This is a genomic window from Micromonospora sp. C95 (genome assembly GCF_018070465.1).
Lineage (GTDB): Bacteria > Actinomycetota > Actinomycetes > Mycobacteriales > Micromonosporaceae > Micromonospora.
This window is the reverse complement of sequence record NZ_JAGPXT010000011.1, coordinates 146,185-169,704: the sequence shown is the minus strand read 5'-3', so window position 1 is coordinate 169,704 and position 23,520 is coordinate 146,185. Positions and strand designations below refer to the sequence as shown.

The following is a 23,520-nucleotide window of genomic DNA, read 5'->3' as shown; positions in this document are numbered from 1 at the left end:
GTGGGCTTATCACCCCATATGCGGGGACAGAAAGTGCAAGATCGCGGCAGCGGGGTGGGGGGTGGGGTGGGGGGGTGGGTTAGCCGCGGTTTTGGAGCCAGCGGCGGAGGTCGGACAGGGGGTTGTCGGGGGTGCGGCGGAGGTCGGGGATCGGGTCGCGTTCGACGGGGCGGCGGGGGGTGCCGACGAGTTCGCGGCTGGGCGGGGTGAAGGACTGCTCCGGCTGGCCCTCCACGGCCGTGGCGATGATCCGGGCGACCGCGTCGATCACCTCGGCCTGCACGGCGGCACCGACGTGGTCGGTCGGGTCGTCCGGGTTGGCGGCGATGCCGGCGACCGCGACCTGCGGGGTGTACCCGACGAAGCTCTCCGTGGCGGCCTGGTCGGAGCTGCCGGTCTTGCCGGCCACCGGACGCCCGTCGAGGATCCGGTCCACCGCCGTGGCCGTGCCACCGTTGCACTGCCCGAAGGCGGACTGCTGACCCACCGGGCAGCGCGCCGCGTCGGTGGCGGCGCGGGCCACGTCGGCGTCGAGCACCCGCCGGCAGGAGGGGTCGCCGACCGCCAGCCGCTGACCGTCCGGCGCGGTCACCGACACCACCGGCAGCGGCGCACAGTACGTCCCCTCGGCCGCCACCGTGGCATACGCGTTGGCCACGTCGAGTGGGGTGGTGGCGGCCACGCCGAGGGTGAACGCGCCCCAGTCGGCCGCGTCGTTCTCGGCGAAGTCGGCGTCGGACTCGGCACGGAAGGTGATACCCAGCCGCTGGGCCATCTCGACCACCTTCTCCGGTCCGACCTGCTCGGCCAGCCAGACGAAGTAGGTGTTCACCGAGCGGCCGAAGCCGTCCCACATCATCCGGTAGCCGTCCATCCACTCCGGGTTGGCGTTGCCCGGGCACCAGCGCCCGTCGCAGCTGCTCTCCCCCTCGGCCGGGTACCGGGTGGGCAACCGGCTGGGTGCGTCGAAGCCGGTGGACAGGGTCCGCCCGGACTCCAGCGCGGCGAGCATGGTGAACAGCTTGAAGGTGGAACCGGCCTGGTAGCCGGCGACACCGGCACCGCCGGAGATCAACGGGTTGACGGTGTTCGGGTAGTTGACCTGACCGTCGGGGTTGCCGTCGAGGCTGTAGTGCCGGTTGACCGCCATCGCCAGGACGCGACCGGTGCCGGGCTCGACGGCGGCGATCGGCACGGCGCGCGGGTTGTCGTACCCGTAGATGCCGGTGGCCTGGCGCTGCGCGGTGGCCTGGATCTGCGGGTCCAACGTCGTCACCACGGTGTAGCCGCCACGTCGTAGCGCCTGCTCCCGCTCCTGCACGGTGTCGCCGAACTCCGGCTGGGCGACCCACCAGCGGCGCAGGTAGTCGCAGAAGAAGCCCCATCCGTCGCGCCCGCCGGTGGTGGCGGCGCAGCCGTTGGCCTGCTCGCTCGGGTCCAGCGTCAGCTTCTCGGCGCGGGCCTCGGCGGCCTGCTCGGCGGTGATCGCCCCGGTCTCGACCATCGAATCCAGCACGTAGCCCCGGCGTTCCACCGCCGCGTCGGCGTCGCCGTCGATCGGGCTGTACGCCTCCGGCGACTGCACCAGGCCGGCGAGCAGCGCCGCCTCGGCGAGGGTCAGATCGGCCGGTGCCTTGGAGAAATAGCGCTGGCTCGCGGCGGCCACCCCGTACGCCCCGGACCCGAAGTACGCGATGTTCAGGTAGCGGTTGAGGATTTCGTCCTTGCCGAGGCGCTGTTCCAAGGCATTGGCGTACCTGATCTCCTGTAGCTTGCGGCCGATCGTCGCTTCGGTGGCCGCGGCCCGTTCCGCCGCGGTGCGGCTGGGGTCGGTCTTGAGCACGTTGCGGACGTACTGCATGGTCAGCGTCGAGCCGCCCTGCCCGCTGCCCTCGGTGACGTTGCTGACCACCGCACGGAGCATGCCGCGCAGGTCGACCCCGCCGTGGTCGTAGAACCGCCGGTCCTCGGCGGCCACGATCGCCTGGCGCATCACCGGCGCGATCTCCGCCAGCGCCACGTCGGTGCGGTTGACGTCGTAGAACGTGGTGATCAACGTCTTGCCGTCGTTGGCGTAGAGGTAGGAGCGCTGCGGGGTGGCCGGGGTCCGCAGCGCGTCGGGCAGCGCGGCGTAGTTGCCGAGTGCCGCCTTCGCGGCGAAACCGAGCAGCAGGTTGCCCGGCAGCGCGGCGACCGCCAGGACCAGGCCGGCGAGTACGCCGGTCAGCACGACGGTGAACAGCCGCGACAGCGGCGTAGGGGTGGCCATGGTCACCAGGATTGCCGCGAAAGCCACCTTCCGGCCACCACAATCGGCCAGTTGTCAGGCAATTCACCGCTATTTGCCAGCCACCGCCGGGCTGGCCGACGACGGATCGCCGGATTCGGTTCCAGAGCCGACATCCGGCCCAACCGGTCTCAGGACAGACAATGGTTCCGACTCGTCAACAACCCGGCACCGTCCGAAGGTGCCGGATACATCGCCGACTCCCTCAGGCCGTGCCGAGTGGGCCCGCGCCACCGGGGCCTACCGGCCCGGCCGGACCTGCGGTGGCGACGCTGGCGCTGGTCGCGTCGCGAAGGATCTCCCGGGGCAGCAGGCGGCCCGAGCGGTAGCAGATGCCGATGCCGGAGATCAGCACGAAGATCGCGCCGAAGGTCTGCAACGAGCCGATCAACGCGCCGCCGAGACCGAGCAGCGGGCTCGCGATCATCAGCATCACCCCGTCCCCGATGCTGAACATCCCCGAGCGGGCCACCGCCCAACCGGTGAGCAACCAGCCGGCGCTGTAGCAGGTGGCACCGACAAGCACCAGCGATCGGGCGGTGGTGCCGAAGACCGGCGTCTGCTCGGACAGCCCGGCGAAGGGCAGCATGAGCACCGTACCGGCGATGCTGACCAGCAGGCCGGCCACGGCGGCGTGCCGGCTGCGGGTGGCGGCGAGCAGCCCGGTCAGCCCGAGCAGGGCCAGCAGGCCGACCCAGACGGCGGCCACCCAGCCGATCAGGTACAACGCCCGACCATCGGCCGGATACGGGTCGTTGCCCACGCCTCCGTCGCTGGCCATCGCCACCGCGCCGTAGAGGATCGCGTACGCCGGCAGCAGCCAGACCGCGGCCCGCGCCAGCCGCCGCAGCGACCAGGCCCAGCTGGCGTTGGTGGCCGCCCGGGGTGGCGCCGGTTCGTCGACGAAGGGCAGGACGCCGAACCCCCCGCCGGTACGTCGGGTGCCGATCGGCCCCTTCGGGTCGTGAGCCCCGGGCACCTCCGGCGTGGACCACAGCCGCCGCACCGGCTCCATGCGTCACCTCGCTCACCTGCGGACGGTTCCGGGACACGCCGAGGTGCCCCGATGCCTGGTCACCATCCGCACTAGGACCGATGGTGGCAGGCAGCAGGCCATCTAATGAGCATTTCTCGCATTTGTCGTCGGATCCGAGCCGCGCGGCGGAAACCCACCCCGCCACAGCGCGAGACCACCGATCAGACGCCGGCCGGAGCCGACCCGAGATGCCGCATCCCGCGCCAACCAGCCACGCGGAGACCGCAAGATGCCGCATCCCGCACCAACCCACGGCGCGGCGGCAGCGGACGCGAACCGGGCCAGGACGCGAACCGGGCCAGGACGCGAACCGGGCCAGGACGCGAACCGGGCCAGGACGCGAACCGGGCCAGGACGCGAACCGGGCCAGGACGCGAACCGGGCCAGGACGCGAACCGGCCCGAACCGCCGAAGCGGTTCGGGCCGGCAGCACCGGATCGGGTCAGCCGCGCTCGCGCTGCTCCGAGGTGTCGTTGAGCAGGCTCGCCGGCGAGACCGGCTCCGGCGCGGGCAGCCCCTGCGGGCTGTTGCCGCCGGTGGCCTGCGCCTCGGCCACGCGTACCTCGTTGTGGATCTCCTGGGCCGCTGCGGCGGCGGCCTGCGCTGCCTCCGCCGCCTCCCGCTCGACGGCGCTGGCGTCGTCGGAGGCCTCCTTGCTCGGCGCGTCACCGACCATCTGGCCCAGCCCGCCGAGTGCGCCGCCCATGCCCTCCAGGGCCCTGGTCAGCTCGGTCGGCACGATCCACACCTTGTTGGCCGTGCCGTTGGCGATCTGCGGCAGGGCCTGGAGGTACTGGTACGCGAGCACCTTCTGGCTCGGGTTGGCCTGGTGGATCGCGTCGAACACGGTCCGGATCGCCTTGGCCTGACCCTCGGCCTGCAGGATCCGGGCCTGCCGGTCACCGTCGGCGCGCAGTACCGCCGCCTGCTTCTCACCCTCGGCGGAGAGGATCTGCGACTGCTTGTGCCCCTCGGCGTTCAGGATCGCGGCCCGGCGGTCCCGCTCGGCGCGCATCTGCTTCTCCATCGAGTCGCGGATGCTCGGCGGCGGCTCGATCGCCTTGATCTCCACCCGGGTCACCTTGATGCCCCAGCGGCCGGTGGTCTCGTCCAGCACGCCGGAGAGGTGCCGGTTGATCTCCTCCCGGCTGGTCAGCGCCCGCTCCAGGTCCAGCGAGCCGATCACGTTCCGCAGCGTGGTCACGGTCAACTGCTCGATCGCCTGGAGGAAGTTGGAGATCTCGTAGGTGGCCCGGACGGAGTCCACCACCTTGAAGTAGAGGACGGTGTCGATCGACACGACCAGGTTGTCCGAGGTGATCACCGGCTGCGGCGGGAAGCTGACCACCTGCTCACGCATGTCGACCTTGGTACGCACCGCGTCGATGAACGGCACGAGGATGTTCAGGCCAGGGTTGAGCGTGCGCTTGTACCGGCCGAGCCGCTCGACGACGTCCTGACGCTGCTGCGGCACGATCCGCACCGACTTGGCCAGGGTGACCACCGCGATCAGCGCCACTGCTATCAATAGGGCGGGAACTACGAACTCCATCCGTTCACCTTTCCGCTTCGGGTAGCTCACCGGGAGTGGTGACGTCCCGCCAGACCAGGGCTACCGCTCCCTTGACCTGGATAACCTGCACCCGCTCGCCGGGTGCGAAAACCTGGGTGGCGTCGTAGGCGCGAGCGCTCCACACCTCGCCGTCGATCTTCACCATGCCCCGGTCGGCGTCCACGTGCTCAAGCACCAGGGCGGTGGAGCCCTCGATCGCCTCGACCCCGAAGGTGGTGTCGTCGCTGTCGGAGCTGGTCTGTTTGTGTCGCTGGATGACCGGTCGTGCGGCGAAGACGGTGAGCGCGGAGACCACCGCGAAGACCACCGCCTGCACGGCCACCGGCGCGCCGAGCGCGGCGGCACCCGCGGCCGCGAACGCGCCGACCGCAAACATGATCAAGAACAGGGTCGCGGTGAAGATCTCAGCGACCGCCAGCACCACGCCCAGCACGATCCACAGCACGGCATCCACGTAACGATCGTGACATGTCCGTGCACGTGTCATCGAACTGTCATGATCTCAGGGCGATCCCACCGACATCGAGGGAGACTTCGTGCCCCTGCGTCCCGAAACCGCCCGGCAGGTCGACGCTCTGGTGGCCGACGTACAGTCCGCCGGCCACGCCCCATCACTGATCATCGGAGTGGTCCGCGACGGCGCGTTGGCCCATCTGGCCGCCGCCGGCACGCAGCCACCTCCCGAGGCCGACCTCCAGTACCGCATCGGCTCGATCACCAAGACGATGACCGCCGTCCTGGTCATGCAGGAGCGCGACGCCGGCCGGCTGGCGCTGGACGACCCGCTGCGTCGGCATCTGCCCGAGGCCGCCGCGGCCGGGATGGTGACCCTGCGGCAGTTGCTCGGACATGCCGGCGGCCTGCAACGCGAACCCGACGGCCCGTGGTGGGAACGCAGCGAGGGCGTCGACCTGACCACCCTGCTGACCGGGTTCACCGCCGCGAAGGTCGCGTACCCGCCGCACCGCGTCTGGCACTACTCGAATCTGGCGTACGGGCTGCTCGGCGGGGTGCTGGAACGGATCACCGGGACGCCCTGGTCGCAGCTGGTGCGCCAGCGGATCCTGGAACCGCTCGGACTGCGCCGCACCACCTATGCGGCCACCGAGCCCTTCGCCCGGGGCTACGTGCTGCACCCCTGGCACGACACGCTGCGGGAGGAACCACGGACCGACAGCCGGGCGATGGCGCCGGCCGGTCAACTCTGGTCCACCGTCACCGACCTCGCCCGCTGGGCGGCCTTCCTCGCCGACCCGGATCCGGCCGTGCTCGAACCCGCCACCCTCGACGAGATGTGCGCACCGGTGATCCTCAGCGATCTGGACGCCTGGCGCGGCGGGTACGGCCTCGGCATCCAGCTCACCCGCGACGGCGACCGGATCCACGTCGGGCACGGCGGTTCGATGCCCGGCTACATCGCCACGCTGGTCGTGCACCGGCCCAGCCGCACCGGCGTCGTCGGCTTCGCCAACTCGTACGGGTTCCGTACCGGCGGGATCGGGCCGCTCGGTCACCGGATCCTCACCCACGTGCTCGACGCCGAGCCCGTGCCGACCCGGCCGTGGACGCCGGCCGAGGCCCCACCGCCGGCCGACCTGGCTCCGCTGACCGGTCGCTGGTGGTGGATGGGTACGGCGCTCGACGTCAGCTGGGACCGGGCGACCGGGGAACTGGTCGGCATGCTGCGCGGCGACCGGGTCAGCCGCTACGCCCCGGAGGGCCCCGACCGGTGGCGCGGCGTCAGCGGCGTCGAGCACGGCGAGGTGCTGGCGGTGCTGCGGGACGAGGCGGGCAGCCCGGTCGCCCTGGACATCGCCACCTTCGTCTTCACCCGTGACCCGGACGACGAACCCTGACAGTTCGCCCGCTCGCCGAACCGGGATGGCCGGTCACGCGAGCGGCTCGCCCGGCCAAAGGCCGGCGACCGGTCCCGCCGGCACCGTCACGGCGCGGTGGACCGGACCACCACCGCGTCGGGCACCGGTGGCGTCGGCGACGGGGGCCGGGGGGTCGGTGGCATCGGCCGTTGCCGGGACAGCCGGCGCACCGCGGTGTTGAGCACGGCGATCAGTGGTACCGCGACGAGCGCGCCGACGATGCCCTCCAGCACCACTCCGGCGGTCACCGCCAGCACCACGGGCAACGGGTGCAGCGCCACCGCCCGACCCATGATCCACGGTTGCAGGACGTTGCCCTCCACCTGCTGCACCACGACGACCGCACCGAGAATGATCAACGCGGTGACCCAGCCACCGTCGACCAGAGCCACCAGCACCGCGACCGCGCCGGACAACGTCGCGCCGACGATCGGGATGAACGCGCCGAGGAACACCAGCGCCGTCAGCGGAAAGGCGAACGGCACGTCGAACAGCACCAGCACGATGCCGATGCCCACCGCGTCGATGAACGCCACAAGCACCGTGGCGCGTACGTAGGCGACCAGGGTCAGCCAGGAGGCACGCCCGGCGTCGTTGACCCGCCAGCGGGCGGCGACCGGGAACATCCCCACCAGGAAGCGCCAGATCCGGTCCCCGTCCCGGAGGAAGAAGAACGTGGCGAAGAGCACCAGCAGCGCGCCGGTGAACACCTCGACCACGGTGCCGGCGGTCGCGATCGCGTTGCTGGTCAGGGCCTGCGAATTCTCGTTGATCCAGTCCTGCCCGGACTCGATGTAGCTGTCGAGCTGGGTGTCGGAGAGGTTCAGCGGTCCGTCGCGCAGCCAGTCCTGGATCTGCCCGATGCCGGCCGCGGCGCTGGAACTCAGCTCAGGCAGGCCCGCGATGAACTCGTTGACCACAAGCGTCAACGTGCCGATCACCGCGGCCAGCCCACCGATGAGCACCACGGCGGTGGCCAGCGTACGCGGGAACCGGGCGCGCAGCAGCCACCCGACGGCCGGCGCCAGCAGGGCGGCGAGCAGCAACGCCACAAGCAACGGCACGATGACGACGCGGATCGCGCCGAGCACGCGCAGCAGCCCCCAGCCGACGATCCCGATGACGATGAGCCGCCACGACCAGGCGGCGGCGATCCGCAGCCCCCTCGGCACGTCCGCGTCGTCCCGGCTCGCCGTGGAGATGGCACCGTCGTCGATCGGCGTCACCGGTTCGGCGATGAACCGGTCCCGCTCGGCGGTCCGCTCCGCGCGCCGCGCGTTCTCCCGCTCACGGGCCGCGCGTACCGACTCGCGTCCCGTCGCGTACGCCTGACGCAACCGCTGCCGCAGCTGCCCTAACCGGCTCACGTGCACACCCCCGGGGGTGGTAGGGATCAGGCCGTTCACGGTAACGGTCGACGAGCGCGCCGATGGGGCCGGCGGGTCAGTCCGGTTCGGTCACGAAGTCGATAAGTCGTTCCATCGCGTTGATCAGCGGCGTCTCCACCTCGGCGAAGCTGTTCACCCGGGACAGGATGTGCCGCCACATGTCGGCCGGTTCGGCGACGCCGAGCGCGGCGCAGACACCGTCCTTCCACGGCCGCCCCGGTGGCACCACCGGCCACGCCGCGATGCCCAGTGCGGTGGGTTTCACCGCCTGCCACACGTCCACGTAGGGGTGACCGGTGACCAGGACGTGCGGCGAGTTGACCCGGGCGACGATGCGGCTCTCCTTGGAGCCGGGTACGAGGTGGTCGACAAGCACACCGAGCCGGCGGCTCGGGCCGGGGTCGAAGTCGCGTACCTCGGCGTCGAGGGCGTCGATGCCGGACAGCGGCTCCACCACCACACCCTCGATGCGCAGATCGTCGCCCCAGATCCGCTCGACGAGGGCGGCGTCGTGCACGCCCTCGACCCAGATCCGACTGGCCCGGGCGACCCGGGCACGTACCCCGGCCACCGCGACCGAGCCCGACGCGGTGCGCCGCCGGGCCGTCGGCACCGGCGCTCTGGCCGGCCGGCGCAGAGTGACCGGGCGGCCGTCGAGCAGAAACGCCGCCGGCAGCAGCGGAAAGTTGCGCCGCCGGCCGTGCCGGTCCTCAAGCACCACCGCGCCGGACTCGAAGCCGACGACCGCCCCGCAGAAGCCGGATTCGGCGTCCTCGACCACGAGGTCCGGTTCGGCGTCGACCTCCGGGGTCACCTTCCGCCGCCGCCAGTCCCCCGCCAACACGTCCTCGCCGTAGCGCCGCCCCATCCCGCCACGCTAGTCCCGCCACCACCACCCCCCAACCCCGACACACCCCACCCCCGGCCAGACGAACGCGATCAGGCAGTTGTGGCACGTGACAAAAGCCGTGAAGAATAACCAATCGCGCGCCACGACTGCCTGATCGGCGCGACAGGGAGGCGGCGGCGCGGCAGTCGAGACACGGACGGGCGTCACCACGTACTCTTTCGGCATGTCCACCCCCGCTGCGGGTGCGGCCATCCTCGCGCCGCGCCGGTCGAGCCGGTTCGTTGCCTGGGTGCGCGCGTGGCGCGCCGGGCTGGTGCCCTTCGACGAGGTCTCCGACGCGGTAGCCGGCACCGAGGAGCACCTGGTCGCCGACGCGCCCGGCACCTGGACCGACGTGCCCCTGCGGGAAGCCCTGCCCACCCTGGCCAAGCTCTCGCCGGACGAGATCCGGCTGGTGCTGCCGGCGCCGGGCGACCCACGCGGCCTGCCCGGCCCGGGTGACTTCGCCGGTGCCGCGCTGCTCGCCGGCGAGGCCGTGATCGCCGGCGCGCTGGGGCTGATCCCCGAGGTACGCGTGCACACCTCCGGCTCCGGCGACACCTTCGAGACGGTGCTCTGGCGGGTGCACCCGCTGCCGGCGGACGCGCCGGCCGCCTGCCTCACCCTGCCCGGTGCCGCCGAGGCGGAGGCGGAGCTGGCCGCCGCACTGGCCGACACCACCGCCGCGCTCACCCGGCTCGACGTGGCCCAGTGGCGTCCGGAGCTGGCCGGCGCCCTGGAGGCGTTGCGCCGCCCCGACGGCATCACCGACCTGCCCCCCGGCTTCGACCCACGCTCCCGTCGACTGTTCGCCCGCGCCGCCGTACTCGACCGGGTGCTCGCCCTGGCCGGCCACGCGGCACCCGGCGGCGCGGTCAACAACTACGAGGCGCAGCAGCGCGACGCTGCCCTGCGCCCGCTCACCGCCGCCTGCCGCCAGGCCCTCGTCGCCGCCTGCAACGCCCCCCTCCGCCCCTGACCCACCCCGCACCCCGCGATCTTGCACTTGTGGTCGCCGAGATGCGGCTTTCGCCCGCCTTTGTCCCGACCGAAAGTGCAAGATCGGCGTGCTGGCGACCACCCTCGCTCCCGTGCTCGCCGAGTTCCTGCTCCGCGACGTGGTACGGCACTGACCAGGGTCAGCACCTACCGAGCGGCGGGTCAGACCTCGTCGATCAGGTCGGCTACCGAGTTGACGATGCGGGAGGGGCGGTACGGGTAGCGTTCCGCCTCCGTCCGGGAACTGATCCCGGTCAGCACCAGGATGGTCTCCAGCCCGGCCTCCAGGCCGCAGAGGATGTCGGTGTCCATCCGGTCACCGATCATCGCGGTGCTCTCCGAGTGCGCGTTTATCGTGTTCAGGGCCGACCGCATCATCATCGGATTGGGCTTGCCGACGAAGTACGGCTCCACCCCGGTGGCCTTGGAGATCATCGCGGCCACCGAGCCGGCGGCCGGCAGGGCACCCTCCACCGAGGGCCCGGTGGCGTCGGGGTTGGTGCAGATGAACCGGGCCCCGTCGTTGATCAACCGGACCGCCTTGGTGATCGCCTCGAAGCTGTAGGTGCGGGTCTCCCCCAGCACCACGTAGTCGGGAGCGAAGTCGCTGAGCACGTAGCCCACCGCGTGCAGGGCGGTGGTCAGCCCGGCCTCACCGATGACGTACGCCGTGCCGCCCGGCCGCTGGTCGGCCAGGAACTGGGCGGTGGCCAGGGCGGACGACCAGATCGCCTGCTCCGGCACATCCAGGCCCATCCGGGCCAACCGGGCCTGCAGATCGCGCGGCGTGTAGATGGAGTTGTTGGTGAGCACCAGAAAGGGCTTGCCGGAGGTACGCAGCCGCTTGACGAACTCCGGCGCGCCCGGCACCGGCTGACCCTCGTGCACCAGCACCCCGTCCATGTCGGTGAGCCAGCTTTCGACGGGCTTACGGTCCTGCATGATCATCCCCAGGGGTGTCGTCGGGTTCGCCGCGGCGGTCAGGACGGACGGCGGGCCGGGACGCAGCAGACCGTGGGACAGGTGTCCCACATGGGCAGCTGGCCCAGGCGACGGCGCAGCTGCGCCCCGTCCGGATCGATGCGTTCCCGAACCAGCTCCCGCACCATGGTCACGTAGCGCGGGTCGGTGCCGGGGGTACCGGCGCGGACGAAGTCCAGGCCGAGGCGCTTGGCCGTGTCCGATGCCTCGGTGTCGAGGTCCCACACCACCTCGAGGTGGTCGGAGACGAAGCCGATCGGGCTGACCACCACGCCGGTCACGCCCTGCTCGGCGAGAGTCTCCAGGTGGTCGTTGATGTCCGGCTCCAGCCACGGCACGTGTGGTGGGCCGGAGCGGCTCTGCCAGACCAGGTCGTACGGCAGGTCCGGGGCCGCCGCCGCGTGCACCAGCCGGGCCGTCTCGGCGAGTTGGGCGGTGTACCGGCCGCCGTGCGGGCCGGCGCCGTCGGCCGCCGAGATCGGCACCGAGTGTGCGGTGAAGACGAGCCGGGTGCTGTCCCGCCGCGCCGGGTCGAGCTGGGCGAGTGCGGAGCGCACCGCGTCGGCGTGCGGCTCGACGAAGCCGGGGTGGTCCCAGAACTGGCGCAGCTTCTCGATCACCGGCGCGTCGGGGCCGACCGCCGCCCGCGCGGCGGTGATGTCCTCCTGGTACTGCCGGCACGAGGAGTACCCGCCGAAGGCGCTGGTGACGAACGCCAACGCCCGGCGTACGCCGTCGTCACGCATCTGGGCCACCGTGTCGGCGAGCATCGGGTCCCAGTTCCGGTTGCCCCAGTACACCGGCAGGTCGAGTCCGTTAGCGGCGAAGTCGGCGCGGACCGCCGCCAACAGCTCGCGGCACTGCTGATTGATCGGGGAGACCCCACCGAAGTGCTGGTAGTGCTCGGCGACCTCGGCCAACCGCTCCGGCGGGACGCCCCGCCCCCGGGTCACGTTCCGCAGGAACGGCAGCACGTCGTCGGGCCCCTCCGGGCCACCGAAGGACACCAGCACCACCGCGTCGTACGCCATGGTCCCATTCTTGCCGGTGGCCTGCGGCATCCCGGCAACGCCCCCGGGTCCCGGTCGTAAACAGAGTCGGCGTCAGGCGCCGACGGCGTGGTAGCCGCCGTCGACATGCACGATCTCGCCGGTGGTCGCCGGGAACCAGTCCGACAGCAGGGCGAGACAGGCCCGGGCGGCCGGTTCCTGGTCGGTGAGGTCCCAGCCCAGCGGGGCCCGCCCGGCCCAGGCGTCCTCGAACTGCTCGAAGCCGGGGATGGACTTGGCGGCCATGGTGCGCAGCGGACCGGCGGCCACCAGGTTGCTGCGGATGCCCTGCTTGCCCAGGTGCAGCGCGAGGTAGCGGGAGGCGGACTCCAGCCCGGCCTTGGCCACGCCCATCCAGTCGTAGACCGGCCACGCCTGGCTGGCGTCGAAGGTCAGGCCGACCACCGAGCCGCCCGGCGACATCAACGGCAGCGCGGCGACGGCCAGGGACTTGTAGGAGTACGTCGAGACGTGCAGCGCCGTCGACACGTCCGCCCAGGAGGCGTCGAGGAACCCGCCACCGAGGCAGCTCTGCGGGGCGAACCCGATCGAGTGGACCAACCCGTCGAGGCCGTCGACGTGCTCGCGGACCTTGTCGGCCAGCCCGGCGAGATGCTCGGGGTCGGTCACGTCCAGCTCGATCACGGGGGCCGGCTCGGGCAGCCGCTTGGCGATCCGCTCCACGAGTGACAGTCGGCCGTAGCCGGTGAGCACGACCTGGGCGCCGTTCTCCTGGGCGAGCTTGGCCACCGAGAAGGCGATCGAGGCGTCGGTGATGACGCCGGTGACGAGCAGCCGCTTACCGGCCAGCAGTCCGGACATTACGCTCATTCCTCCGTGCTCGGGATTCAGTGGCCCATGCCCAGGCCACCGTCGACCGGGACGACCGCGCCGGAGACGTACCCGGCGCTGTCCCCCGCCAGCCAGGTGACCACCGCCGCCACCTCGTCCGGAGTGGCCATCCGGCCCGCCGGGATCGACTTGAGGATCTCGGCCTTGCGCTGGTCGGTCAGCCCGGCGGTCATGTCGGTCTCGATGAAGCCCGGCGCGACGACGTTTGCGGTGATGTTCCGGCCGCCCAGCTCCCGGGTGATCGAGCGGGCCACCCCGACCAGGCCGGCCTTGCTGGCCGCGTAGTTCACCTGGCCGGCGCCGCCGGAGAGGCCGACCACCGAGGAGACGAAGATCATGCGTCCCCACCGGGCCCGCAGCATCTTCCCGGAGGCCCGCTTGGCGCAGCGGTACGCGCCGGTCAGGTTCGTGTCCAGCACCCGGGTGAACTGTTCCTCCGACATCCGCAGCAGCAGCGTGTCGTCGGTGATGCCCGCGTTGGCGACAAGCACCTCCACCGGGCCGAGTTCCGCCTCGACCGCCGCGAAGGCCGCGTCGACGGACTCGCTGTCGGTGATGTCGCACCGCACGCCGAACAGCCCCTCCGGCGCGCCACTGCCCCGGTGGGTGATCGCCACCCGGTCACCCTGCTTGGCGAAAGCCTGAGCGATGGCCAGACCGATCCCCCGGTTACCCCCGGTAACCAGCACAGTTCGCGACACGGTGCGTCCCCTCCCAAAGATCGCTGCGGCTTGGAGACTAGGCGTTACCGCACGGTAATCACTAACCCGCCGCACGTCATACCCGGGTACCACTGGGTGGATCACTCCGTGGTCGGACGACGGAGCCGGCCACTCGAACTACCCTGCCGGGGTATGGACCGCAGTACCGTCCGGGCCGCCCTGGCGGGCCTGCGCCGCACCGTGGTGGGGCCGGACCATCCGGCGAGCCGCCGACCACTGGACCGGTGGCGACACCGACCGCGCACCGCAGCCGTGCTGCGGACGACCGGGCTGCTGCTTCTGCTCGGGCTGACCCTGATCACCGCGCAGTTCCTGCTGGACACGCGACGCCTGCCCATCGCCACCGCCTGGGTCATCGCACTGCTCACCGTCGCACCGCTGCCCCTGCTGCCCACCCGACCGCTGCTGGCCTGGCGGATCATGTTCATCGGGCAACTGTTCGGCACCTTCAACCGGCGTACGACCGACAACGCCGTGGTGCTCAGCCCCGCCACCTACGAGTTCTGGCCGTGGAGCCCGACGCAGGTCCTGGTCATCGTCGTCGTGCTGATCACCGTGGCCGCCCGGGTCGACCGGGCCGTGCTCGCCTGGACTGGCCTGTTCAGCCTGCTGCCGGTGTGGATATTCGTGCCGCCGGGCAACCAGGTGGCCGTCACCCTGCTGGTCGTGGTGCTGCTCATCGTCGGTGACCTGCTGCGGCACAACCTGCTCACCCGGCGGGCACTGGCCGAGCAGGCCGAGCTGAGCGAGTTGGAGAAGGCCCGGCGGGCGGTGCTGGAGGAGCGCACCCGCATCGCGCGGGAACTGCACGACGTGGTCGCGCACCACATGTCACTGATCGCCGTGCAGGCCGAAAGCGCGCCGTACCGACTCGCCGTGCCCGAACCGGCCCGGGCCGAATTCAGCTCCATCGCCGAGGCCGCCCGGGCGGCGCTCACCGACATGCGGCGGCTGCTGCACGTGCTGCGCAGCGAGTCGGAGGACCCCCGGACCGCCCCGCAGCCGACGCTTGCCGAACTACCCGCGCTGGTGGCTGCCGCACGGCGGGCCGGCATGACCGTGGAACTGGACAGCGACGTCACCGTCGAGCCGCCCGTACCGGTCGGACTGGCCGGCTACCGGATCATCCAGGAGGGCCTGGCCAACGCGGCCCGCCACGCGGCCGGCGCCGAGGTGCGGGTCACGGTCCGCGAGCAGCCCGACGCCCTGGCGGTACACGTCCAGAACACCACCGGCGGGATCCCGACAGCTTCCGACGCACGCGGCGGCGGGCAGGGGCTGACCGGCATGCGCGAGCGGGTCCTCGCTCTCGGCGGCAGCTTCACCGCCTGCCCCACCGCCGACGGCGGCTACGCGATCGACGCGCTGCTGCCGACCGGCCCGCCGTTGTCCGACGAGCCGAGGGACAGGTCATGATGATCCGGGTGCTGATCGCCGACGACCAGGCGATGGTCCGGCAGGGCTTCGGCGCCCTGCTGGCCGCCCAGCCGGACCTGTTGGTGGTCGGCGACGCCGCCGACGGTGCCCAGGCGGTCGCCCAGGCCCGCCGGCTCGACCCGGACGTGGTGCTGATGGACGTTCGGATGCCGGTGCTCGACGGGCTCGCCGCGACCCGCAAGCTTCTCGGCGACCGACCGGCCGACCGGCCGCGCGTACTCATCCTCACCACCTTCGATCTGGACGACTACGTGTACGAGGCCCTGCGCGCCGGTGCCAGCGGCTTCCTGCTCAAGGATGCGCCCGCCGCCGACCTGATCCACGCAGTACGCGTCGTCGCGGCCGGCGACGCGCTGCTCGCCCCGACCGTCACCCGCCGGTTGATCGCCGAATTCGCGGCACGGCCGCACCGGCAGCGTCCCCGACCCACCGCCCTCGCCGCGCTCACCCCACGCGAGACCGAGGTACTGCGGCTGATCGCCCAGGGACGCTCCAACGCCGAGATCGCCGCCGAGTTGGTCGTCGCGGAACAGACCGTCAAGACCCACGTCGGCCGGATCCTGGCCAAGCTCCAGTTGCGCGACCGCGCCCAGGCCGTCGTGCTCGCGTACGAGACCGGCCTGGTCGCCGCCGGCGAGTAACCCCCAGGTGCCAGGCCACGAACGGCTCTCCGGGTTGATTACCAGCTACCTACCGCCGGCACATCCTGCACCCCGAGACCGGGTGAGGGGAGCGCGTGATGGCGGGCAGGGAGATGCTGCGGCTGGGCCTGGCGGCGATGCTGGCAACCGGGCTGGTACGGCCGACGACCGTCCCACCCGAACCAGCCCCGGCCGGCTTCGTCGAGGCGTACCCGTCGACCGCCGCCGCGCTGGACGCCGCCGGAGCGCCGTACGCCCGCTGGGTCGCGCAGGGTCGGCAGTTCCTGGCCTTCGACCCGGACGGCGACGGCCGGGCCGTCGAGGTCCTCGGTGACCTGGCCAGCGCCGATCGGATCGCGGTGCTGGTGCCGGGCGTCGGTACCCGGCTGGCCGACTTCGACCGGGGGCTGGGCGGAGTGGCTCGGCGCGCTCCGGCCCAGCAGGCCCGTGCCCTGCGTGCCGCGTTGCACGCCGCCGATCCGCACGCCAGGGTGGCCGTGCTGGCCTGGCTCGGCTACGACCCGCCCGACGGCATCGCCACGGCAGCCACCCCGGTTGCCGCCCGCCGGGGTGCCGACCAACTGGGTGACCACCTGCGGACACTGGCCGGGCAGCTACCGGCCACCCGCATCACCCTGGTGGGTCACAGCTACGGCGCGCTTGTCGTCGGGCTGGCCGCCATGGAGGCTCCGCCGCAGGTCACCGATGTTGTCACCCTCGGCGGCGTGGGCGTCGGGGCGGACCACGCCGACCGGTTCGGCCCGGTGCGCGTCTGGGCGGCCGAGGCACCGGACGACTGGATCCGACGGGTGCCACAGCTCCGCCTGCCCGGGGTGGGACACGGGATCCGGCCGGCCGACCCGTCCTTCGGTGCGCGGCCGCTGCCGGCCGCCTCGACCGGCCACGACGGCTACCTGCTGCCCGGCGGTCCGACCCTCGCGGCAGTCGCCGAGGTGGTGCTGCATGGTGCTACCCGCACAGCGGCGGGAGCGACCCGATGAGCGGCCACCGCACCGCCCACCGGCCGGCTCGGGACCCCCTCGTCGACGGGCTGCGCGCATTCGCTGTCGCCGGAGTGGTGCTCGGTCACTGGCTCGTCACCGGACTGGTCCTCGACACGGCAGGCGCGCTGAACCTGGCCAGCCCGCTCACCACGATGCCGGCTCTGGCTCCGGTCAGCTGGGTGTTGCAGACCCTCGGGTTGTTCTTCTTCGCCGCCGGTCACGCCTCCGCCCGGTCGGCCGACCGGCATCCCGGACGCGGTTGGGTGGTTCACCGGCTGCGCCGGCTGCTGCTGCCGGCGGTCGCCCTGCTGGGCACCGGGTCAGCCGTGTTGCTCGTCGCCGCCGTCGCCGGCGTCACCGACCGCACCCTGTCGGTGGCACTGACCCTGGCGATCAGTCCACTGTGGTTCCTGGCACCGCTGCTGGCCCTGGTGATGCTCACCGGCCCACTGCGCGCCGCCGTACGCCGCTGGGGCACGCCGCGCTGCGCGGTCACCGCGGCGGCCGTGGTGGCCGGCACCGACCTGGCCGTGCGGCTGCTCCCGGCCGGCACCTGGCTGCCACCGGTGACGGTGCTGGCCGCCTGGGCCGTGCCGTACCTGCTGGGACTGGCCCACGCCGACGGCCGGCTGGGCCGACGACGTGACGCCCGCTGGCTGGCCGCCACCGGAGCGGTCGGACTGGCGGCCGTACTCGCCTTCGGCTATCCAGTGAGCGCGGTCGGCGTCCCTGGCGACAGCCGATCCAATCTCGATCCGCCATCGTTGCTCGTGGTGGCGCTCGCGGTCACCCAGACCGGTCTCGGCCTGTTGGTCCGGCCGACCCTGGTGCGACTGCTGTCCCGGCCGCTGCCTCGCAGGCTGGCCGGCGAGATCAACCGCCATGCCGTACGCATCTACCTCTGGCACCAGCCGGTGCTGGTCGCGGTGGTGGTGCTCGCCGCGCACGGTGGGGCCCCGCTGCCGGGACTGCACACCGCGCCGGACGACCCGGCCTGGCTGCTGGCCCGGATCGGTTGGTTGCCGGTGCTCACCGCCGTGCTGGTGCTGCTCGTTCGACGCCGGCAGCCCCGGCCGCGACACATGAACGGGCTGGGTCCGTCGACCGATCGGCCGAGTGGGCCGGGCACGCACACCGGGTGTACGATGATCGACGTTTGCGGGTCGCTCGGCGGCCCGCGTCGCCCCGGAACCGACCCCAGGAGGTGATCGCTGTGCGAGATAGCGATCCTCCCAGTCGTGGCCGGGCCGACCGCCAGCCACGCTGAGCCCCGCTCCGCCTGAGCTGGCCCGCTCCCCCTGCGTAACCGTCCCACCGCCCCGCAGCATTGCGGTGGCGGCAGATCGGACGGCCATCGCCGGACAGCAGCCCGGTCACGACTTCGCGTGTGCGCGTCCTGATCCACCCCTCTCTCGCGGTCCGCCGCCCTGCCCGGGCCGCCAGTCGCCACGTCGGAGCTGTCATGAGCCGCTACGTCGCCCCGCTGGGCTTCACCCTCGCCGCCGTCTGGGTGGCCGTTCTCTTCTTCCTCGCCAGTGCCACCCACTGACCACCCCCGCCCACCCACCGGCCTCCGTTGATCATCAGGCGGACGGTCCACCGGCTGCCCGGGCCGCCGGGGCGGGACATCGGCAGTCGATAAAGGTGAACATGCCCGCACAATCCCCGGTAGGCAGGTCAACTGCGCCAGCCATGCCTTGGTCGAGTTAGTCCAAACCGAAGGGCCGGCGCTGTCGCCTCACTCAATGGAGGTCGAATCCGGTGACGGCGTTGTCCGTGGTGATGCATCCCTTGCCGCCGCAGATGCAAGCTCCTCGATCTCCGCCACGGCGTCGGAAAAGCCGTCCGACACCTCTTTCCAGGCCGGGCCTTTCGACGCGCGCAGCAACTGCACGACAGACCCGTGGTGCCACACCCGTCCGCCACCCTGCCAGCCATTTCTGCCGGCGAGCCACTCGCTGCTGCTGGCCGACCACTCGTTACTGCTGCCCAACCAGTCCGGCAGGTCATCCCGCAGCATGCCTGGAAGAACGGCATCCATAAACGCCGTTGCGGCGACCGATCGGATGTTCCAGGCAGCCGAGCTTGCCACACTCAGCCCACCGACGTCGGAACTCCGCGCCAGCCCCATAATTGCTAGACAAGACTCGATCATGATGCAGCAATCGAGAACGTCGATGCAGGTAGACAAGATCTGAGCTGGCTCCGGCGAAGGCTCCGTTAATGCTGTCATGAGTCGGTGGGTCACCCGAAATTGTAGATAGATGGCGAAGCAGTCAGCGGCGATCTCGGCGCGTAGGTGCGCTGGCTCAAGCATGTGACTCGCGCCACCCAGCTCAAAGTCCTCCGACTTACGGCCGGCCAGGCGATAACGCTCGGCGGACCAGCTGAGGCCCTCCTCGATCCATTCCGCCAGCGTCGTTGACCCTAACCAATTCGACCACCTGCTGCCGCCGTCAAGAGCATGGCCGAACTCATGAGACATTCCGAAGGTCCATGCGGCCACGTACGCATCGCCCGGTGGCAGCATGTCGATATCGGGAAGGCTCGCAGAGGTGAGGTATATAACCCGTGACTGTTGCGCGCGGTCGAAGCACCGGTCGCCGAGTTCGGTCGCTCCCGCCGCCGAGGCAAGCATGCCAAGGAGTTCGAGGAATTTTCTCCTGCTCTGATCGCGTCGATGTCGAGCGATGAGCCTGTGGAAGTGCAGACCCCACACCGTGTACATCATCTCCAGGTGACTGGAGCCGATCGCGGCATTGGGAGACGGAAATCCAGTGAAAGAGAATGCCTCCGGCGCCCCGCCATGCACGAGCGCGGCGATGGGCCTGCGCCCCAGAACCTGCTCGACCTGCTCGACCAGCAGCAGGGTCGCGTTGATGTGATTCGGAACAGGTTCTATGATCTGAATTCGAGCGCCGGCTGGCGAGTGGGCCGATACCAGCGACAGAAACGTTTCACGATCGCGCAGATGGAAGCCGTCGCTCCCGCTAGTCGGATCGTTCATCACGGGCTTCCCTGAAGCGCTTGATATCCTCGTCCGTAGGATTCTCTATCTCAATGTCGCCATACTTTATCCGCTTTATCTTTCGCCGATCCTGCCACCTCAATATACAGTTGGCAATCGCTACCAAGCCCTGCGACGAGGCGACAATCAGGAGGGTCCATTCGGCAATTGATCCTTCGAGCCCTTTCCTGCCATATATCTTAGATTGGGCGTCCGCCTCGTGATACAGGGCGGCCTTGAGGCTGTCGACATCGCTCGTTCCAGACGTGACGAGTACGAGTTGCACCTGACCAACCTTTCCTGAGAAGCGACGGACCGGAGAGACGTATTAGGTGATCTCAACAGCTTTGCGGCAGGTACTATACTGCGTAAAATTCCACAGCCCTGTCGGCTTCCCGACCAGCACTAAACCGCGATGATTCGGCGGCGATCGCGGCGGCAACACACCAGCCCTGGTTGATCGCGAACTCGCGCGACGGGAGTCGGCGCAGGCCAGTGTCCTTGGCGCAGCGGATCCGGTCCTCGACGCGGGCGTGGGCGCGCCTCTTTCAGAAGTGCCGCCAACCTTATGATCAACTATGTTCTGGTGGTGGTCAGATCATGCGGGAGGACCAGAGGAGGCTGAATGCGCCGGCGCAGAGGGCCAGCAACAGGGCGATGCCGGCGTACCACTGGGTGATCTCTCTCGGTTCGGTGCGGAAGCCGATCGAGCTGCCCATGTCCTGGTAGACCTGCTTCAGCTCGTTGACCGTGGCCGCCTCGTAGAAGAAACCCTCGGTGGCCTCGGCCAACTCGGCCAGGGCGAGCCGGTCCACCGGCACCCGCTGCAACTGACCACCGATGTCGACGTGGCCGGAGTCGGTGCCGAAGGCGATCGTGGAGACCGGCACGTTCGCCGCCTGCGCCGCGGCCGCCGCCTCCTCCACCGACCGACCGGCCGTGCGGAAGCCGTCGGAGAGCAGCACGATCCGGGCCGGCGGGATACCGGCCGCGCCGTCGGCCGGCACCGACCGGATCGCCTCCAGGCAGGTGAAGACCGCCTCGCCGGTGGCCGTCGCCTCGGCCAGCACCAACCCCTCGATGGCACTTGTCACCGCCGGGCGGTCCTTGGTCGGTGGCACCAGCACGTTCGCCGACTTGGCGAACGAGACCAACCCCAGGTTGTACGTCTCCGGCAGCTCCGCCACGAACTGCATGGCCGCCTCCTGGGCCGCTTCCAGCCGGTTCGGCGGCACGTCGTCGGCCTGCATGGACAGCGACACGTCGATGGCCAGCATGATGGTGGCCCGTTCCAACGGCTCCCGGGTGTCGACCGCGGGCCGGGCCAGCGCACCGGCCAGCACCAGCAGGGCCAGCAGGAACGCGGTGGCCGGTACGTGCCGGCGCCAGCCGAGACCCTTCGGCGCCACGGTACGCAGCAGGTCCACGTTGGTGAACCGCAGCGCGTAGTCACGCCGGCGCAGCTGCCGCCAGACGTACAGCGCGGTGAGGGCGAGCACCGGCAGCACGGCCAGCAGCCACCACGGTTGCAGCAGTCGAATCATCGTGTCGTTCCTCGGGTGCGGGCGTGCCGCTGGGCGGCCACGAAGCGCACCATGTCCAGCAGCCAGTCTCGGTCGGTACGCAGTCGCAGGTGGGCGGCGCCGGCCGCGCGCAACGCGGCGGAGATCTCCGCCCGTTGGGCCGCGGCGGCCGCCGCGTAACGGTGCCGCAGGCTCGGGTCGGCGGTCTGCACCTCGTGCAGCTCGCCGGTCTCCGGGTCGATCACCGGGAGCACCCCGACGTCGGGCAGTTCCAACTCGCGCGGATCGACCACCTCGATCGCCAGCACGTCCTGGCGTACCCGCAGCTTGCGCAGCGGACGCGCCCACTGGGCCGGCGGGGCGAGGAAGTCGGAGACGACCACGGCCACACCGCGCCGTCGGGGTGGCCGGTTGAGCATGTCGATGAGCGCGCCGAGGTCACCGCGGCCGGGCCGGATCTCGGTGCCGGCGATGGCCCGCAGCAGGCCCTGGGCCTCCTTGCGGCCGGACCGGGCGGGCAACCGGACCAGTCGCCCCGGGCCGGCCGGGGGCGCCGGCCGCCGACCACGCCGGGGCACCGGCGCGTCGCCGCCGCTGCCGACGACGGCACCGATCCGGTTGCCGCCCCGCACGGTCAGGTGCGTGATGGCCGCGGCCGCCGCGATCACCACATCCCGCTTGAGCCACCGGCTGGTGCCGAAGTCCAGGCTCGCCGACAGATCCACCGCCAGCCACGTCTCCAGCTCACGGTCGGCCACCGTACGCCGTACGTGCGGGGTGGTGGTCCGGGCGGTCACCGGCCAGTCCATCCGGCGCACGTCGTCACCGGGACGGTACTCGCGCGACTCACCGGCCTCGCTGCCCGGGCCGGGCAGCAGACCCGCGTAGTCGCCCTGGAGCAGCCCGTCGAGTTTGCGGGTCACCAGCAGTTGCAGCCGGGACAGCACGGCACCGGAACGGTTGGTGGCCGCCATCCGGTCCGGCTCACCGGGTCGAGGGGTGGTGGAGGTCACGGCCGCTGCCCGGGCCACCCCGAAGTAGGTGCCACCGCCCCGGCGGGCGGGGTGGCCTGCTGCCGGGGTGCCACCGACGGCAGCGGGATGGTCGACATCACCCGGTGCACCACGTGGTCCGCCGGCACGTCGTCGGCGAGCGCGTCGTAGCTGAGCACCAACCGGTGCCGCAGAATGTCCGGTGCGATGTCCTGCACGTCCTGCGGCAGGGCATAGTCGCGTCCACGCAGCAGGGCCAGCGCCCGGGTGGCCCGGACCAGCCCGAGCGAGGCTCGGGGGCTGGCACCGTACTGGATCAGTTGCGCGACGTCGGGCATGCCGTGTTCCGCCGGCGTACGGGTGGCCAGCACCAGCCGGACCGCGTAGTCGACCAGGGCGTTGTGCACGAAGACCTGGTCGGCCTTGTGTTGCAGGGCGACCAGATCGTCGGTGTCGAACACCGGGGTTGGCTCGGGTGGAGCGACACCCATCCGGTAGACGATCTCCCGCTCCTCGGCGTCCGTCGGGTACCCCACGATGATCTTCATCAGGAAGCGGTCCCGCTGCGCCTCCGGCAGCGGATACACCCCTTCCTGTTCGATCGGGTTCTGCGTCGCCATCACCAGGAACGGGTTCGGCACCCGGTGGCTCTCGCCGCCAATCGACACCTGCCGCTCGCTCATCACCTCCAGCAGTGCGGACTGCACCTTCGCCGGCGCCCGGTTGATCTCGTCGGCGAGCAGGAAGTTGACGAACACCGGGCCCAACTCGACGTCGAACTTCTCGCTGGACTGGCGGTAGATCCTGGTGCCCATGATGTCGGCCGGCACCAGATCGGGGGTGAACTGCACCCGGGCGAACGAGCCGCCGACCACCTTGGCGAGGGTCTCCACCGCGAGGGTCTTGGCCACTCCCGGCACGCCCTCCAGCAGGCAGTGCCCGCGGGCGAGCAGCGCGACGAACATCCGCTCGACCATCCGATCCTGCCCGACGATCACGCGCTTGATCTCGAACAGCGCCCGCTCCAGCAGGGTGGCGTCCTGCGCCGGGGTGGTCGGCGGCGGAGACGACTGCGGTTGGGCCCCGTTCGGCGGCGGCGGGGCGTCGGGCGTGGTCGGCTGGGCCACCGGTCCTCCACAGCGTGATCGGTCGTAGCGGCGTGTGCGGTACCAAGCCTCGCATGCCCGACTGAGTACCGACGGGGGGAGCGACCGATTTCCGCCACGCCGTTCCGGGACGGAAAAATCGCCGATCACCAGTGGA

At 71.2% G+C, this 23,520-nt stretch carries 22 protein-coding genes; 7 read left to right on the top strand and 15 right to left on the bottom strand.

All coding sequences use genetic code 11. The features are described 5' to 3' along the window. Positions 1-79: 79 nt before the first annotated feature. The 4 genes from KBX00_RS15915 to KBX00_RS15900 all read right to left on the bottom strand — a co-directional run bounded on the left by KBX00_RS15915 (position 80) and on the right by KBX00_RS15900 (position 5,350). The gene (locus KBX00_RS15915; protein ID WP_210827663.1) at positions 80-2,269 is read right to left on the bottom strand and encodes a transglycosylase domain-containing protein; all 2,190 of its coding nucleotides are present in this window, start codon (positions 2,267-2,269) and stop codon (positions 80-82) included. Positions 2,270-2,492: 223 nt separating this feature from the next. Beyond that, positions 2,493-3,302, bottom strand: coding sequence for a hypothetical protein (locus KBX00_RS15910; protein ID WP_210827642.1), 810 nt, complete (start codon positions 3,300-3,302; stop codon positions 2,493-2,495). Between the two features lie 463 nt (positions 3,303-3,765). Next, the gene (locus KBX00_RS15905; RefSeq protein WP_210827640.1) at positions 3,766-4,875 is read right to left on the bottom strand and encodes an SPFH domain-containing protein; all 1,110 of its coding nucleotides are present in this window, start codon (positions 4,873-4,875) and stop codon (positions 3,766-3,768) included. A 4-nt stretch (positions 4,876-4,879) separates the two neighbouring features. Next, positions 4,880-5,350, bottom strand: coding sequence for an NfeD family protein (locus tag KBX00_RS15900; protein WP_093407378.1), 471 nt, complete (start codon positions 5,348-5,350; stop codon positions 4,880-4,882). Positions 5,351-5,432: 82 nt separating this feature from the next. Here KBX00_RS15900 and KBX00_RS15895 point away from each other — a divergent pair, with 82 nt between their 5' ends. Continuing rightward, positions 5,433-6,752: a serine hydrolase gene (locus KBX00_RS15895; RefSeq protein WP_210827638.1), complete on the top strand. Its 1,320-nt coding sequence runs from the start codon at positions 5,433-5,435 to the stop codon at positions 6,750-6,752. A gap of 86 nt (positions 6,753-6,838) precedes the next feature. Here KBX00_RS15895 and KBX00_RS15890 read toward each other — a convergent pair whose 3' ends face one another. Beyond that, a complete protein-coding gene (locus KBX00_RS15890; protein ID WP_210827636.1) occupies positions 6,839-8,140 on the bottom strand; it encodes an AI-2E family transporter in 1,302 nt (433 codons plus the stop codon). Positions 8,141-8,216: 76 nt separating this feature from the next. Beyond that, positions 8,217-9,029 (bottom strand): DUF3097 domain-containing protein, encoded by an 813-nt coding sequence (locus KBX00_RS15885; RefSeq protein WP_210827634.1) that lies wholly within the window; start codon positions 9,027-9,029, stop codon positions 8,217-8,219. Positions 9,030-9,234: 205 nt separating this feature from the next. On the opposite strand from KBX00_RS15885, the gene KBX00_RS15880 reads away from it, so the two are divergent. Further along, a complete protein-coding gene (locus KBX00_RS15880) occupies positions 9,235-10,029 on the top strand; it encodes a hypothetical protein (RefSeq protein ID WP_210827632.1) in 795 nt (264 codons plus the stop codon). 182 nt (positions 10,030-10,211) lie between these two features. Here KBX00_RS15880 and KBX00_RS15875 read toward each other — a convergent pair whose 3' ends face one another. The 4 genes from KBX00_RS15875 to fabG all read right to left on the bottom strand — a co-directional run bounded on the left by KBX00_RS15875 (position 10,212) and on the right by fabG (position 13,632). Continuing rightward, positions 10,212-11,081, bottom strand: coding sequence for an HAD-IIA family hydrolase (locus tag KBX00_RS15875; protein ID WP_210827630.1), 870 nt, complete (start codon positions 11,079-11,081; stop codon positions 10,212-10,214). Continuing rightward, a complete protein-coding gene (locus tag KBX00_RS15870; protein WP_210827627.1) occupies positions 11,030-12,061 on the bottom strand; it encodes a ferrochelatase in 1,032 nt (343 codons plus the stop codon). Before KBX00_RS15870 ends, KBX00_RS15875 begins: the two co-directional genes overlap by 52 nt. A gap of 72 nt (positions 12,062-12,133) precedes the next feature. Further along, entirely contained in the window at positions 12,134-12,901 is a 768-nt protein-coding gene (gene fabI / locus KBX00_RS15865; RefSeq protein WP_210827661.1) for an enoyl-ACP reductase FabI, read from the bottom strand. Between the two features lie 26 nt (positions 12,902-12,927). Then, entirely contained in the window at positions 12,928-13,632 is a 705-nt protein-coding gene (gene fabG / locus KBX00_RS15860; RefSeq protein WP_210827625.1) for a 3-oxoacyl-ACP reductase FabG, read from the bottom strand. Positions 13,633-13,785: 153 nt separating this feature from the next. Between fabG and KBX00_RS15855 the strand changes: the two genes are divergently transcribed. The 5 genes from KBX00_RS15855 (at position 13,786) to KBX00_RS15835 (ending at position 18,284) form a co-directional block, all read left to right on the top strand. Beyond that, positions 13,786-15,069, top strand: coding sequence for a sensor histidine kinase (locus KBX00_RS15855; protein WP_210827623.1), 1,284 nt, complete (start codon positions 13,786-13,788; stop codon positions 15,067-15,069). Further along, entirely contained in the window at positions 15,069-15,731 is a 663-nt protein-coding gene (locus KBX00_RS15850; protein WP_210827659.1) for a response regulator transcription factor, read from the top strand. Before KBX00_RS15855 ends, KBX00_RS15850 begins: the two co-directional genes overlap by 1 nt. A 98-nt stretch (positions 15,732-15,829) precedes the next feature. After that, on the top strand, positions 15,830-16,732 hold the full coding sequence (locus KBX00_RS15845) for an alpha/beta hydrolase (RefSeq protein WP_210827621.1): 903 nt from the start codon (positions 15,830-15,832) through the stop codon (positions 16,730-16,732). Then, positions 16,729-17,943, top strand: coding sequence for an acyltransferase (locus tag KBX00_RS15840; protein ID WP_210827619.1), 1,215 nt, complete (start codon positions 16,729-16,731; stop codon positions 17,941-17,943). The genes KBX00_RS15845 and KBX00_RS15840 overlap by 4 nt, the downstream gene beginning before the upstream one ends. 179 nt (positions 17,944-18,122) lie before the next feature. Beyond that, a complete protein-coding gene (locus KBX00_RS15835) occupies positions 18,123-18,284 on the top strand; it encodes a hypothetical protein (RefSeq protein WP_210827665.1) in 162 nt (53 codons plus the stop codon). A gap of 189 nt (positions 18,285-18,473) precedes the next feature. Here KBX00_RS15835 and KBX00_RS15830 read toward each other — a convergent pair whose 3' ends face one another. The 5 genes from KBX00_RS15830 to KBX00_RS15810 form a co-directional block, all read right to left on the bottom strand. Next, positions 18,474-19,742, bottom strand: coding sequence for a hypothetical protein (locus KBX00_RS15830; RefSeq protein WP_210827617.1), 1,269 nt, complete (start codon positions 19,740-19,742; stop codon positions 18,474-18,476). Further along, a complete protein-coding gene (locus tag KBX00_RS15825) occupies positions 19,726-20,028 on the bottom strand; it encodes a hypothetical protein (RefSeq protein ID WP_210827615.1) in 303 nt (100 codons plus the stop codon). The genes KBX00_RS15830 and KBX00_RS15825 overlap by 17 nt, the downstream gene beginning before the upstream one ends. 307 nt (positions 20,029-20,335) lie before the next feature. Beyond that, a complete protein-coding gene (locus KBX00_RS15820; RefSeq protein WP_210827614.1) occupies positions 20,336-21,286 on the bottom strand; it encodes a VWA domain-containing protein in 951 nt (316 codons plus the stop codon). Further along, positions 21,283-22,296, bottom strand: coding sequence for a DUF58 domain-containing protein (locus KBX00_RS15815; RefSeq protein WP_210827612.1), 1,014 nt, complete (start codon positions 22,294-22,296; stop codon positions 21,283-21,285). Before KBX00_RS15815 ends, KBX00_RS15820 begins: the two co-directional genes overlap by 4 nt. After that, positions 22,275-23,384 carry a MoxR family ATPase gene (locus KBX00_RS15810; RefSeq protein WP_210827610.1) on the bottom strand — a complete coding sequence of 370 codons (1,110 nt, stop codon included), beginning with the start codon at positions 23,382-23,384 and terminating at the stop codon, positions 22,275-22,277. The genes KBX00_RS15815 and KBX00_RS15810 overlap by 22 nt, the downstream gene beginning before the upstream one ends. Positions 23,385-23,520 lie beyond the last annotated feature (136 nt).